Source organism: Veillonella rogosae JCM 15642 (genome assembly GCF_002959775.1).
Classification (GTDB): Bacteria; Bacillota; Negativicutes; order Veillonellales; family Veillonellaceae; genus Veillonella; species Veillonella rogosae.
Genome location: NZ_PPCX01000008.1, coordinates 110,723 through 125,139, shown reverse-complemented (window position 1 = coordinate 125,139; position 14,417 = coordinate 110,723). Strand labels below are relative to the sequence as shown.

Here is a 14,417-nt window from a genome sequence, read left to right as displayed (position 1 = left end):
ATCTCCTTTATAGTGTAATATGTTCAATGGTACGACGATTTGTATCGAGGAAGGACGCACTTAATGTGTCGCCAAGCTCAATATCTTTTGTGAAATACAGCTTCACCGTACCAAGGTTTTCTTGAGGGTTATAGAGGTTCTTATGCTCTAAAATACGACAAACAAGATTGCTCGTTTCATAAGCAGGATCTACAAACTGGATACGACCAGCAGTTAATTCCTCTAATAAAGGTTTAACAAATGGGAAATGAGTGCAGCCCAAAACAACTACGTCAATTTCACGAGATAGCAAAGGCTCTACATACTCTTCACACACATCACGAACGAAAAAGTCATCTAAATGACCTTGCTCAATGAGACCTGCCAGTTCAGGACAAGGTTGTTCCCACACCAGCACTTCAGGATCAACTTCTAACGCGACATGCTTATGAATATGGCTGTTTACAGTAGCCACTGTAGCCATAATACCAATAGTATTACTTTTACTTTCACTAATAGCGGTTTTAACGCCTTGAGAAACCCCAATAACTGGAACGGATACGCGTTCACGTACCTCATCAAGGGCAACAACGGTGAAAGTATTACAAGCAATAACCATCAATTTAACAGGCTGCTTCTCAAGCGCCTCTGCAATACGGCATGCTAAAAACGTAATTTCATCATCACTGCGATTGCCTACAGGATTGTTGGCATTATCACCGATATAGATAAAATCTTCATTTGGAAATTGTTCTTGTAATACCTTTAATACTGATAGTCCGCCTACACCAGAGTCAAATACACCGATAGGCAATTGTTGTACATTATTCATTAGGCATCTCCTCAACAGCTGCTAACATAGGCTGATAAAAAGTATCGTCTAATCGCACAATCTTTCCTGTTGATTTCGACATAAAAGCGTTCTTAGTTTCTCCCGTCGCCAGAAGCGCACCATCACTAGCACGTTTCATACGATAACGGAAAACCATTTGAGCACGCGTCATTTTAACCAAGTACGTTTCAATGTGAAGTTCATCATCAAAATTCGCTGGTTCTTTATAATTGCAAGATACGTTCATAATAGGAAATACAATATCCTCATTCATCATATCCCACAAGGTTACACCGATTTGACGAAGGAATTCAATACGTGCCATTTCAAACCATCTAAAGTGATTACTATGGTGCGCAATCCCCATCATATCAGTTTCGTAAAATCGTACATTTACTGAAGCAATATGCATAAATCTAGTCCTTTTTAAATAGTATACAATTTTCATTGTATATCTATTACTTTAGGGTGTCAAATAATTAAAGGCAGTTCAATCACTGTGGATCAAACTGCCTTAAATGGTAAAAGTTAGCGACTACTACCAAATGGGAAGAATTTTTTTGCCTCTTCTTGATGACTCGTTTTAATGTAACGATTCGCAATCTTAAAGGCTATTCCGAGTACCGCCACATCATCTAACCAACCTAATACGGCAATCGTATCCGGTACAACATCAACAGGCAATACGAGATACCCTAAGGCACCTGCAATGACTGCTTTTACATATTTTGGAGTATCTTTATCTCGTAAACAGAGGAATAAGGTTACCGCTTGTTGTACAAAGGCAAGTTTCTTACCATATCGGCCAAGAAAGCCTACAAATCTTGATTCGTTAAAATACTTACCGTATTTAATAATTTTTAAGGGATTCATCGTAATAATCCTTCAGCGCTTATTTGCGCAAACTACCAATTTTATCTTTCGCTGTGCTAACAGTGTTTGCAGCCGCATCTTTTGCTGTTTCTACAGCATCGGAAGCTTTAGTTTTTACTGTGTCTACTGCTACTTGCGCAGAAGCTTTAGCTACTTCTACGCCACCTTTAGCCAATTCTTTTGCTATGTCAATATTTTCTTTTGCAACATCAATTTTCTCTTTAGCTGCATCAGATACTTTAGCTACCACTTCTGCTGCATTATCATGAAGTTGATATTTTGTTTCGTTATTCCATTTATCGATAGCAGGTGTTACTTTTTCTTCGTAAACTTGTTTCAAAGTTTCTTTAGCAAGACCTGTTTCGTTAGCAATACCTGCCCATACATCGCGTTGACCTTGTGTGAAAGGAATGCTAGCGCCTGCATCACGAACGATTTCAGATGCAATAGCTTTACCGCTTTCAAGGAATTCAGCAACCATTGGTTTGTAGCGTTCGATATCAGAAGGCATACCATCTTGAATCCAAATATGAGCAATTTTACCAATAGCATATGTTAAGCCAATCGCTACAGGAACGCGAACTGCTTTCAAAGGAATAAGAAGGGAAATAGCCGCTGTACCTACAGCTGTGCTAAGACCGCCAACTAAACCTACTGCAGCACCAGATTGTAATTCCACATCATAAAGATGAGCAATACGAGTTACCATGTACGTAGCATTGGCGCACAAAGCAACACTGCTGAATTTAGGGGATAAAGCCAATGCTGCTGCACGACCTGCACCCCAGAAAATAAATTGTTCAACTTGATAGTCACGATCTTGAGAACCATCCATAAGTGGCTCAAGTGTTACGCCATTATATTCTGCCATAAGTATTCTCCTTTGTTGTGAACCAACTATAGGTCATATTATTAGTATTATTATACCATTCTATTGCTAGAAGTGAAATGAATTTTTCTAATTATCTATAGATTTAAAAAATAAAATAACTTCCAATATGTTCTATCTTACCAACTAGTGAGACCACCATCGATAGTCCAAGCTGCACCCGTTACAAAGGACGCTTTATTGCTCAATAAAAATACAATTACTTCTCCGATTTCATGCGGCTTGCCAATACGGCCTAATGGATAGTGTTGCCCCATTTCAGCCTTCGCAGCAGCCTTATCTTGATGAGTATTAGCAATCTGTTTATCTACTAAGGATGTATCTACATCACCAGGACATACGCAGTTAACGCGAACACCATGCGGTGCCATCTCAAGGGATAAAGATTTTGTAAAGCTCACTACTGCACCTTTAGATGCACCGTATACGGAACAGGCGACATTACCTTGTAAACCGGCATCACTAGCTACCGTTACGATGCTACCTTTTGCAGAGCGCAAATAAGGAAGCGCAGCTTGGCACAAGAAAACTGTACCTTTTACATTGGTACCAAACATTTCATCAAAAGCGGCCTCTGTTACATCAGCTAATAACTCTTCCTCATAGTAGCCAGCCGCTGTTACGAGGGCAGATACACCGCCAAACACATCAACCGTTTCTTTTACAATGCGCTGACAATCTTCAAGTTTAGATACATCACCTTGAATGTATTGTACTTTTGAAGAATAGCGGCGCAGCTTAGTCTTAGCTTTTTGACCAGATTTTTCGTTTCGGCCATTGATGACTACGCACCAACCTTCTTTCAGTAAAAGCTTAGCCGTAGCAAAGCCAATACCCGATGTACCACCACTGATCAATGCCACTTGTACATCACTTTTATGAGGCATACTTTGTCCTCCTATAACGTTGAAACATAGTCATACACTAATTTCAACAACATTACCGTCGTTACCGACAAGAATACTACACGCACTAAAGATGAGCCCTTTGCAATAGCTAAATGAGAGCCTAAATAGGCGCCTATAATTTGTCCCGCCCCTGTGGCAAGACCATATTTAATATTGACATGCCCTAAATATAAGAATACCAATAAAGACGCTACATTACTAGTAAAGTTTAATACTTTCGCATTAGCTGATGCGTGTAAAAAATCAAAACCTGTAAAGATAAAGCCCATAATTAAAAATGTTCCTGTACCAGGTCCAATGAAACCATCATAGGCACCAATACCAAGAGCAAAGGCCATACAAATATATAGTGCTTTGCCCACTACTGCAGAAGTGCGGTTTACCTCGCCCCAATCCTTTTTGAATACCACAAAAAGGGTTACACAAACGAGCAAGATGATAATAATGGGCTTTACATATAATGGCGGCAACGATACAACCGCTAATGTACCTATCATAGAACCAATAAAGGTAAAGGGCAATAGTTTACGAACTAAAGAAAAATCAACCATGTGATTTCTCAAGAACGTAATCGATGCACTACCAGCGCCAAAAATACTGGATAATTTATTACTGCCCAAGGCCATACTAGGCGGAAGATTTGTTAATAACATAGCTGGTACAGAAATGAGTCCACCGCCGCCCACAATGGAGTCAACAAACCCTGCGAAAGCCCCCGCTACGGCGAGCAAAATAAGTATAAGGATATCAAATGGTAAACCTGTTACCTCAACGAGCCACTCCATATAAACCTCCTACAGATAGCACATCAACGGTCGCCTAAGGGCCACCGTTGTCATGCTAGTTTATATTATTTTGCACCTAGACGATCTAGTGCTAATGTATAGCCATCAGCACCATAGACTAGGCATCGCTTTACACGGCTAATCGTTGCCGTACTCGCACCTGTTTCTTCTACGATTTTTTCATAGCTATCCCCTGCACGCAACATTTTTGCTACTTGCAAGCGTTGAGATAAAGCTTTTAATTCATTAATCGTACAAATATCTTCGAAAAATGCATAGCATTCCTCTGTATTTTCAAGCGTTAAAATAGCGGTGAATAACTCATCGTTTTGTTGACTTCTCAATTTTTCATTGATGCTCATAGGATCCTCCTACTTCTTATTCATCGCTTTAGACCAAGCATCACCAATCATTTGTACAACTTGTACCAAAATAATCAAGATGATGATGGTAGCAATCATAATGTCTGCTTGGAAACGTTGATAACCATATCGAATAGCAATGTCACCGAGACCACCGCCGCCAATAGCACCAGCCATTGCAGAGTAACCGATAAGGTTAACGATAAGAACCGTTACATTGTCAATAATCGTAGGCAATGCTTCTGGTAATAATACTTTCCAAATGATTTGGAGCGGACTTGCACCCATGGATTGAGCCGCCTCAATAACACCATAGTTGATATCTTTAATAGATGTTTCTACAAGGCGTGCTAAGAATGGAATGGCCGCAATTGTCAAAGGCACACAAGCTGCCGTAGTACCGATAGATGTACCTACTACCATACGTGTAAATGGAATGATAGCAACCATCAAAATAATGAAAGGTACTGAACGCGTCGCATTTACGATGGCGCCCAACACTTTATTAAGAGCTACATTTTCTAAGATGTGACCTTTAGACGTTACCACCAAAACGACACCGAGAGGGATACCAAGTAACATTGCCATTACCGTAGAGATGATGGTCATTTGCAATGTATCAAGGGTACCAGTTATGAGTAGATTAATGATTTGCTCTGACATAACCGATCACCTCGCTTTCAATTGGTAATGTTTTGATGTAGTCTAAGCCCTCTTGCGCATTTTCTGGGTCACCATTTAAGATAACGATAAGGCGACCAACGCATGTATTTTGGATATAGTCGATGCCACCAAAGAGGATACTTACATCGAGGTTAAAGCGTCGTACGAGACCTGCCACTACAGGTTCATCTGTAGATTGGCCTGTGAATTTAAGGCGTACTAATGGAGCTGTACCTGCAATCCATTGGTCATGCAATTCTAAATGTTCTAACGCTTCTGGTGGTAAGTTGTCACTCACAACAGAGCTAATGAACTCTTTTGTGGTATTTTCGCGAGGATGTGTGAACACTTCAACAGTGCTACCTTCTTCAAGGATAACGCCGCCTTCAATAACTGCCACACGGTCACAGATTTCACGAATAACGTGCATCTCATGTGTAATGAGGACGATAGTGAGACCCATTTTTTCGTTGATGTCTTTTAACAATTTCAAAATGGAATCTGTTGTTTGTGGATCGAGAGCAGATGTAGCTTCGTCACAAAGGAGAACCTTTGGATTTGAAGCTAAGGCACGAGCGATACCAACACGTTGTTTTTGACCACCAGACAACTGAGACGGATAATTGTTCATACGGTCGCTAAGGCCTACAATTTCAAGGATTGGCTCAATACGATCTTTAATTTCAGCCTTGCTCATCCCTTGTAATTCTAAAGGGAACGCCACATTGTCATAGACTGTGCGAGAGGACAAAAGATTGAAATGTTGGAAAATCATACCAATATTTTTGCGAGCTTTACGCAGTTCAGCTTCTCCAAGTGTAGTTAAGTCTGTACCATTTACGATAACAGAGCCAGATGTAGGTGCTTCGAGCATGTTAATGCATCGAATCAATGTAGATTTACCAGCCCCAGATTGACCGATAATACCAAAGATTTCGCCTTCTTTAACATCGAGGCTAATATCTTTCAAGGCTTCCACACGATTAGCGCCTTCATAGACTTTACTAATGTGTTTTAATTGTATCAAAATAAGTTCCTTTCTTAAGGTAAAAGTTTTTACCATTTAATGAAATCAGCTTACCTATTAAGGCAAACCTTCTTCCATCAATTTTTCTAAAGCTTCCCGTAGACGAAGTGTCACATGACCTGGTTTACCGCCAGATACAGGATTTTTGTCTAGCTTGATAATCGGGATGACACCACCAATTGTATCGGTAAAGAATAGTTCGTCCGCATCATCAACAAAGGCGCGATCGAATTCTTTTTCGATGAGAGTAATACCTAAAGACGGTGCAACACGAGTCACAATCATTTGACGAGTAATGCCCTTCAAAATGTGATTATCTGCTGGATGCGTATACAAGATACCATCTTTTACAGCAAACACATTAGAAGTAGCGCCTTCTGTACAAATACCATCGCGGAATAACATGGCAGTATAAGCAAATTTCTTTTCTGCTTTTGTTTGTGCCAAGATATTTGGAATCAAGTTTGTCGTCTTAATATCTACTTTGTCCCAACGCTCATCAGGTAATGCAATAGCTTTTACGCCTTCACCTAATTTATTGACTTCATCTAAATTTAAAGTACGGATAGACATGAGCATTTGTGGTTCTAATTTAGAGCGATCGTATGCATGACGACGCGGTGCAACACCACGGGAGATTTGTAAATAAATATACCCCTCTTTGATTTCACTTTGCTCAATTAAAATCTCGTGCAACTCAGTCAAATCATCAGGAGTCATTTTTACAGGAATATCCATTTCACGCATAGAGCGATATAAACGATCTTGGTGGTAAGACAATGCGAAGCAACGGCCTTTTACGACGCGCACAACTTCGTATACAGAGTCACCAAACAAATAGCCACGGTCATCAATGCTGATAACTTTGGCACCTGGTTCAACAAATTCACCGTTAAAATATGTTAATTCTTGCATAGGAGCACCTCTTTTTCTATTTCGTTACTCTATCAAGTAGTAATCATGGACTTATTATAACACAATTACTTTTAAATTTTCACACTTTACTTTGTGAAAGATATGATTTAGATATATAAAAATCCGCTAGGATACCATAGTTAAAAACTATATCCTAGCGGATGTATTTCTAATTATATAATTAGTTTCCTAATATAAACTTACGCAATGGTTTAGGCACATAATTTAGAGCGACTGTAGTCAAGTACGACAATCCTAGGGCCATAATATACATAGCAAGGACATTGACCACTGTATAGAGGAGATTATATTTAGCCATCACGCCAGAGATGATCAACAACCAAAACGGATGAACTAAATAGATGCCATAGGACTTATCCCCTATCTCAGACCAAATAGATTCCATGGTTACATTCATAGGCAATGTTTGGAATAAGAACAAGCTAAACATCGTGCCCAGACCAGTGTACAGAACACCCATCGGACTCATTTGATGTACTGTATAAATAGCTTCTAGTACAGTGTAATGCCATACGTCCATAACATAGTAGTAAGACCCAAGCATCAAAAGTACCGAACCTACGGCACTAGCACCTAATAGATACCGATAACGCCACATATAGTCGCATACTGTTTCGTATCGTTCAGCACATACAGCACCTAAGAGGAATATCCACACATAGTGGATGACCCAATAGTTGAGCCGCATATCAAAGAGATATTTCAGCACAGGCTGATTGCTGAGGTTTTCCATCACCCAACGGCCGAGCATATACGATGATACATAGTCGATGCCGACTTGGATGACAAATAGTGAGACCATCCAGAACACAGGGCGTTTTAAGATGACTTTCACCATAGCGCGCCATAGCGGCATCATCACATAGAACCATAGGAGGATAACCATAAAATACAGATGATACATAGATGTACCAAAGAGTAAGTTAACCGCCAATGGCCCGGGACGTAGATTGCCTAGGTTATGCGCCGTCAGCCCCGTATAGAGCAAGTAAAATATGGACCACGCAATATATGGAAATAGCACCACCTGAATGCGGCGGTGCATAAATTCCTTATATGAGAATGGTCCCTCTACAGAGGTATGATAGAACAATCCAAATGCAGAGAGGAAGAAAAACGCAGGCACCCCAAAGCGCGATAGAATTTCTAAGATGCTAATGAGTTCCAAATTTACAAAAGGGTTTTGCAATGCGTAGGAGCCTACATGAATGCCGATAACACCGAGCATACAGAGGCCACGCATATAAGTAATTTCCGGTAAAAATGCTTTTTTCATAGCCATTCCCTATTCATTATTGACCAGGTACAACTGCAGGTGTCGGTACAATGCGTGGACCTAGAGATGTAGTAGCTGGTTGTTTAACTACTGGAGCAGCAGATGCTGTTGTTTTAGGAGCTTCAGCTTTTGCTGGTTGTGCAGGTGCAGCTTGGCCATTAGCTTCTGCTGCCGCTTTTGCAGCTGCTTCTGCTTTAGCTTTAGCTTCTGCTTCAGCTTTAATACGCGCTTCTTCTTCGCGTTTCAAGCGCAATTCTTTTTCAAGAGGTACCACTGGTTTGTCATAAATAGTGATATCTGTTTCAAACAGACGGCCCCATGGGAATGTAGCTTTTACTGTACGAGGATCTACTTTCAAGTATTTTTCAGCGAAATCTTGAATACGTTCACCTAAGTAGCTTTCAAGGCGTTCGTTCAACTCGCCAGAGTAACGTACATTATCTGTACGGATGGAGTCTTGCATACGGTAAATATCTTTACGGATATTCGCTTGGTACGCCCAGTTATCCAAGTATTGTTGAGTCAACATGTCGCGATGACCTTCTGGACTCATAGATTTTAACAACAGGCCTTGCGCAATAGCATAACCTACCGTATTACTTGCTGTATTCCAACCATTGTACGCACCAATTTTATATAACATGTCGCGTTTGTACATAGCAGATACTAATGTATTATCTGCGCCATTGTTGAAAGCAATATCTGCAATGCTTACATTCACGCCAGAATCAACAGCTTGTTGAATACGATCTACGAAAGCATTTGTAGAGTTAGAAATCATTGGGAAGTTCTCAAAGCTTTCAGACTCACCAGTGCTTGTAGTAAGAGGTGTATTTACCGCCAACAATACAGTTGGCTTGCCTTGTGTCACCATAGTGCCACCTACAGCCTCAACGTGTTGTGCAATTGTTTTATCAATAGTTTGGTCTTCGTAACCTGGCAATGTTTTACCGCCACCACCGAGTGGATAGATTACGGAGAACGTTGGTTTTTCTGTACTTTCGTCTGTACGAGAACGAGCCATCAATAAGAGACCAAGTTGGTCAGCACCAGGGAAGCTACCATATTTTTCAACAGGGATATCCTTGGAATATTTACTGAGGTAACGACCTTCTAATGCAGATTGGGATAATTGAGATGTATCATCATGGCCCAATGCAAAGTAGTCGAATATGCCACTACGAGTTTCATCGATCAACTCTTTGTTGATTTTCATATTCTTTTGACGACGATCAAACCAGTCTTGTAAGTACTCAACAGGAACAGAGGCTTGTAAGCTCATCAATTTTTGAGTTTCCTCTTGTGTTAAGGAGCCAGAGTCTAATTTATCTTGTAATGCAGCAATTTGGAAAATAGTTGGACCGTATTCCGCATAGTAAGCTGGTTCAGTACCGCCACCACTAGCACGTGGAGAACGCATTACTGTACCAAAGCCATAAATACGTACATTTTTATGACGTGCTTTTAAGCCTTCAATACGTTTTAAACGACTTTCTAAAGTGCTAAGTGGAATGTTATGTTTACGAGAGTCTACAAGACCACCATAAATAAGAGTATCTGTGCTCAATACCATAACATCTGCACGGCCTGCATTTTGTTCAACCCAAGCCATAATTTGGTCAGCTTGACCTTGGTATGTTTTACCAGAAATCAAGTTTTGCGGTGGTGTCAACACAGTCATCCCCGCTTCACGCGCTGTATCAACTGTATATTGCAAGCTTACAGGGCGATCATCTTGAGGGACATATAATACGGTTTCCGCATCAATATTGATGGATGTACCGGTAGCAATAGCTGTTGCCATTAATGCTACTTTCAACCATTTATTCGTCATGAATCAAATCTCCTTCTGTGTACGCGAGTACTCCCGACTCGCAAAATTAACTGTTATATAATACTCTCTTTTTCTGACACTTTTATGAAATGCTCAATAGAATAATTATATCACTTGCACAACAATTCGCAAACATTGAGGAATTATCGCACCTTTGGCAAGCTCCAGTTATATTTAATCGCTAGTAATCGAATCACTAGTACGACGGTAAAAGCTCCGTATACGGCCTCTCCAGCCCAACTAGAAATAACCATTAAATAGTAAACGATACCGCCAATAATACTTGGAAGCGCGTACACATCTTCTTTCAGAACGGACGGAATCCGTTGCGCCAACATGTCGCGGATAATACCGCCCCCAACGGCAGTAATTGTCCCTAGTAATACAATGAAAATCGGCAACTCGGGATAGAGTTTAAATCCAGCAGAGGCGCCTGTTACTGTAAAGGACGCCAAACCTAATGCATCGGCCAACAAATATCCTGCTCGACTACGAGGCCCCATCGCATGTTTACGATAGCGGCTATTATACATAATAAACACGATGATAGTGACAGAAATAACCACTGTCACATATACAACATTGCGCAATGAGTTAGGCGGAAAATATCCGAGCAAAACATCCCGCACAATACCACCGCCAATGGCCGTAGCCAACGCCAATACAGCCATACCAAAAATATCCATTTTTCGTGCTACCCCAACGAGCGCGCCAGAGATAGCAAAGGCAATGGTGCCAATCATATCAAACATATACCATATAATATCCATAATACCCTCACACAATCTATTCGCATTACTGCGTACACTATGATAGACTTTATGTAAGATATTATACATTAAGAGGTATGAGAATGACAAAAGACATTACACCTATAGAGATAGAAAACATGGATGAGCGCACTCGAGATGAGTATTTCATGGCCATTGCTATGGAGGAGGCACGCAAGGCTTATGGCCTTGGAGAGATTCCCATTGGCGCCATTTTAGTAAAAGATAATACAGTCATGTCACGCCACCATAATCGTCGTGAATTAGATCATGATGCAACAGCTCATGCAGAGGTCCTCGTAATCCGCGAGGCATGCGATGTCCTCAAGCGCTGGCGGTTGACTGGTTGTACCCTGTATGTTACGATAGAGCCGTGTCCGATGTGCGCTGGAGCCATTATTAACAGTCGTATAGACCGTGTTGTATATGGTGCTAGTGATTACAAAGGAGGCGCCGTAGAATCGCTATTCAATGTGCTCTCTCATCCAGGTTTAAATCACGAACCTGAACTGGCATCAGGTGTGCTAGGTGATGAATGTAGCCAAATTATGAAAGACTTCTTTAAGGAGCGCCGTAAAGCACGGAGGAGTACCCAAGAGGCTGAAGGGTCCGCACTCGAAATGCGGTAGGTCGGGCAACCGGCGCGGGGGTTCAAATCCCTCCTCCTCTGCCAACTAAACTATATAAAGCGCTAACTATGGTTAGCGCTTTTTTTGTATCTATATTTATCAATACTTTAGTAACTTTATGAGTTATAATATACACAAGATATAATTACTGCTATTAAATAGACTCAAGGGGCCACTACTATGAAAAAATATTACCCTTATCTCATCACAGTGAGTCACATGATTAATGACTCCTGTCAAAGTGTGTTGCCTGCCCTCTTACCGCTGTTCATTTATACGTACGGGCTCAGCTTAGAACAAGCAGGCTTCCTCATTTTAGCTAACACAGCATTATCTTCATTATTACAACCTTTACTAGGTTATATTTCAGACAAGATCAATCAACCTCGGCTTATCGCCTTTGGTGTTCTATTATCGGCTTGTAGTACAGGCGTGATGGGTTTTGTCAGTTCCTATGAAAGCCTCCTTATTTGCGCCACCTTAGCAGGTGTAGGATCTTCTATCTTCCATCCAGAAGGCGCAAAGATTATGAATCGCCTCGGCGGTGGCAAAAAAGGTAAGGCCATGGGCACTTTTGCTATTGGTGGCAGCTCTGGTTTTGCCATAGGCCCACTGTTTGCAGGGACTATCGCCTATACTATAGGGCCGCACGGTTTGGCCGCTTTTACCGTAGTCGGTTTGATTATCGCAACAGTTCTATTTGTACTCATGCCACGCATTGTAGCCCATGCACGTACCATTGACCAAGCAGTAGCTACAGAAAATCCAGCGGTAGCGGCAAAACCGCTTAAGAACTACTGGAAGTACTTCGGCATCTTGTTCATTATTATCTTGAGCCAATCAGTAAACTTCCGCGTTATCAATGCGTTTATTCCGATTTTCTGGACTCGCGAGCTCGGTACAAGCCCAGAACAAGGCAGCTTTGCATTAACCGTATTCTTTAGTATCGGTATCTTCATGACCTATATTGGCGGTCTATTGGGCGATAAATATGGTCCTATTAAGATTATCAGACTATCCCTATTAGTTTGGTTACCAGCTATGTTCCTATTAACAGAGGTGCCAACCTTCTCGCCACTCATCATGATGCCTGTAGCATACTTGTTACTACTCATGATTGGTGCTGCTAAAGCAATTAGCTACAGCCCTGTTATCGTACTAGGCCAAACATATCTAGCCAAAAGTATCGGCTTTGCATCGGGTATTACCCTTGGCGTGAGCCAAACCATCGGTGGTGTCATCGCTCCTGTCGTAGGTAACCTAGCAGACACCTACTCCCTACCGGTTGCTATGATGACACTGGTGCCATTCCTCGTAATGGGCCTTGGGGCATCATTGATACTTAAAGATCCTAAAAAATTACGGGTTATAGGACAAAACGTGTTGGTACTTTAATCCCAATCATTGAAAGATAATTTGTCATAGTTATGCAAATCACCCCAAGAAATGGCATCCCCCCAAGTTGGAATTATGCCTTGAAGTTGGGCTCTTTCATTCATAGAACTATATATTTTAGAAATACTTGCATCAGTTGGCATTACCTTAAGTATTTCTTTTGCAGAAAGCGGTCTTGGTGAGTGTAAATAACACCACCAAAAGACCGCTTTTATGCGTTTTTCTACAGACATCCCTCGATGGTAACGCAATAAACGTCTGAGTTGTGCGTTTACTCCGCCTTCAATAGGGTTATTAGTCCTCGGACATTCTTTATCCAACACCAATGTTTCATCTAAATATCGAAACATTGTCTCTGTATTAATTAATACCACTAGAGAGTTATAGGCTTTTAATAATCGTTCATGCGTAGCTCTTAAATTATCATTACTATCACGTGTCATTTCACTTAGAAACTCTTTAAAAGTCACCCTCCAATTAAATAATCGTTGAATCCATATTTTTGCATCTTCCTGTGTTTTTACGTTATATAAATCGCTTGCTAAATCTTTTAACATAATGCCTGCTAATGTCTTAGGCCGCCTAGTAGTGTAACGATGTACTTGCCATACGGCATGAACAATACAACGTTGAAGCTTGGCGGTACGCCAAACTTTTTTTAATGCTTTTCTAAGACCAGGTCCACCATCAGAAACGACCACAATGGGTGTCGCTATTCGCTGCATAAGAGCTTGCCATGAGCGAGACTGTTCTGACCTACATAAATACCACCCTAATACATATTCACCATCATAACAGATCAAAATACAAGCTTTTTTAGCTAAGTAAATACCATCAACGAATACCACATCTCTCGAGGTTTCAATTTTGGGCGGCATAGGCCATATTTGCCAGAAATCAGCTATCTGTCTACGAAATGTACGGCCCTGCCCAGGCATGTCCTGTTGTGTTTCTTTACTAAATAACCAATTTAGAAATCGATGAAAACATTTAGTAGTATTATCAATAGTTTGTGTAAAGGTGATGTTACACTGCTTACAATGCCATCGTTGTGATCCAGCTTTAGTTTTCCCATATTTTTGACAAGAAAATCCACAATTTATACATCTTACCAGCATGATTATTCCCTCCACTTAGAACACGATTTTCTAAGAAGATATAACCTTATTGAAGCCAGTAAAATCAAGGGGTTTGGGACTTTTTACCAACACATTTTGTCCACCCTCTAAGTTTATCAAAAGAACTTAAAATGGCGATGG

16 protein-coding genes and 1 tRNA gene are annotated in these 14,417 nt (G+C 40.8%); 3 read left to right on the top strand and 14 right to left on the bottom strand.

Features of this window, described 5'->3' with window-relative positions:
• Positions 1 to 7 precede the first annotated feature (7 nt).
• From murI to VRHSUH09_RS04440, 13 genes are all read right to left on the bottom strand, one after another.
• Positions 8 to 811, bottom strand: coding sequence for a glutamate racemase (murI, locus tag VRHSUH09_RS04500; RefSeq protein ID WP_105081507.1), 804 nt, complete (start codon positions 809 to 811; stop codon positions 8 to 10).
• Entirely contained in the window at positions 804 to 1,223 is a 420-nt protein-coding gene (locus VRHSUH09_RS04495) for an acyl-CoA thioesterase (protein ID WP_009352011.1), read from the bottom strand. Before VRHSUH09_RS04495 ends, murI begins: the two co-directional genes overlap by 8 nt.
• A gap of 116 nt (positions 1,224 to 1,339) precedes the next feature.
• Positions 1,340 to 1,684, bottom strand: a complete 345-nt coding sequence (locus VRHSUH09_RS04490; protein WP_054748693.1) for a YkvA family protein — start codon at positions 1,682 to 1,684, stop codon at positions 1,340 to 1,342.
• Positions 1,685 to 1,703: 19 nt separating this feature from the next.
• Positions 1,704 to 2,555, bottom strand: a complete 852-nt coding sequence (locus VRHSUH09_RS04485) for a hypothetical protein (RefSeq protein WP_009352007.1) — start codon at positions 2,553 to 2,555, stop codon at positions 1,704 to 1,706.
• Between the two features lie 137 nt (positions 2,556 to 2,692).
• Positions 2,693 to 3,460 carry an SDR family NAD(P)-dependent oxidoreductase gene (locus VRHSUH09_RS04480; protein ID WP_105081506.1) on the bottom strand — a complete coding sequence of 256 codons (768 nt, stop codon included), beginning with the start codon at positions 3,458 to 3,460 and terminating at the stop codon, positions 2,693 to 2,695.
• An 11-nt stretch (positions 3,461 to 3,471) separates the two neighbouring features.
• A complete protein-coding gene (locus VRHSUH09_RS04475; RefSeq protein ID WP_105081505.1) occupies positions 3,472 to 4,266 on the bottom strand; it encodes a TSUP family transporter in 795 nt (264 codons plus the stop codon).
• Between the two features lie 65 nt (positions 4,267 to 4,331).
• Positions 4,332 to 4,628, bottom strand: coding sequence for a YerC/YecD family TrpR-related protein (locus VRHSUH09_RS04470; RefSeq protein WP_004693609.1), 297 nt, complete (start codon positions 4,626 to 4,628; stop codon positions 4,332 to 4,334).
• 9 nt (positions 4,629 to 4,637) lie between these two features.
• Entirely contained in the window at positions 4,638 to 5,291 is a 654-nt protein-coding gene (locus VRHSUH09_RS04465) for a methionine ABC transporter permease (protein ID WP_054748701.1), read from the bottom strand.
• Positions 5,272 to 6,318: a methionine ABC transporter ATP-binding protein gene (locus tag VRHSUH09_RS04460; protein WP_105081529.1), complete on the bottom strand. Its 1,047-nt coding sequence runs from the start codon at positions 6,316 to 6,318 to the stop codon at positions 5,272 to 5,274. The genes VRHSUH09_RS04465 and VRHSUH09_RS04460 overlap by 20 nt, the downstream gene beginning before the upstream one ends.
• 57 nt (positions 6,319 to 6,375) lie before the next feature.
• Positions 6,376 to 7,233: an aminotransferase class IV gene (locus tag VRHSUH09_RS04455; protein WP_105081504.1), complete on the bottom strand. Its 858-nt coding sequence runs from the start codon at positions 7,231 to 7,233 to the stop codon at positions 6,376 to 6,378.
• Positions 7,234 to 7,414: 181 nt separating this feature from the next.
• A complete protein-coding gene (locus VRHSUH09_RS04450) occupies positions 7,415 to 8,536 on the bottom strand; it encodes an acyltransferase (RefSeq protein WP_105081503.1) in 1,122 nt (373 codons plus the stop codon).
• A gap of 10 nt (positions 8,537 to 8,546) precedes the next feature.
• Positions 8,547 to 10,364 carry a DUF4127 family protein gene (locus VRHSUH09_RS04445; RefSeq protein WP_105081502.1) on the bottom strand — a complete coding sequence of 606 codons (1,818 nt, stop codon included), beginning with the start codon at positions 10,362 to 10,364 and terminating at the stop codon, positions 8,547 to 8,549.
• A gap of 143 nt (positions 10,365 to 10,507) precedes the next feature.
• Positions 10,508 to 11,134: a trimeric intracellular cation channel family protein gene (locus tag VRHSUH09_RS04440; RefSeq protein WP_009352126.1), complete on the bottom strand. Its 627-nt coding sequence runs from the start codon at positions 11,132 to 11,134 to the stop codon at positions 10,508 to 10,510.
• An 83-nt stretch (positions 11,135 to 11,217) separates the two neighbouring features.
• On the opposite strand from VRHSUH09_RS04440, the gene tadA reads away from it, so the two are divergent.
• The 3 genes from tadA to VRHSUH09_RS04425 all read left to right on the top strand — a co-directional run bounded on the left by tadA (position 11,218) and on the right by VRHSUH09_RS04425 (position 13,158).
• Positions 11,218 to 11,763: a tRNA adenosine(34) deaminase TadA gene (gene tadA / locus VRHSUH09_RS04435; RefSeq protein ID WP_105081528.1), complete on the top strand. Its 546-nt coding sequence runs from the start codon at positions 11,218 to 11,220 to the stop codon at positions 11,761 to 11,763.
• Positions 11,717 to 11,807, top strand: a tRNA-Ser gene (locus tag VRHSUH09_RS04430). Before tadA ends, VRHSUH09_RS04430 begins: the two co-directional genes overlap by 47 nt.
• Before the next feature lie 136 nt (positions 11,808 to 11,943).
• Positions 11,944 to 13,158 carry an MFS transporter gene (locus tag VRHSUH09_RS04425; RefSeq protein WP_105081501.1) on the top strand — a complete coding sequence of 405 codons (1,215 nt, stop codon included), beginning with the start codon at positions 11,944 to 11,946 and terminating at the stop codon, positions 13,156 to 13,158.
• On the opposite strand, the gene VRHSUH09_RS04420 is transcribed toward VRHSUH09_RS04425, so the two are convergent.
• Positions 13,155 to 14,276 carry an IS1249 family transposase gene (locus VRHSUH09_RS04420; protein WP_009351498.1) on the bottom strand — a complete coding sequence of 374 codons (1,122 nt, stop codon included), beginning with the start codon at positions 14,274 to 14,276 and terminating at the stop codon, positions 13,155 to 13,157. The genes VRHSUH09_RS04425 and VRHSUH09_RS04420 overlap by 4 nt on opposite strands.
• Positions 14,277 to 14,417 lie beyond the last annotated feature (141 nt).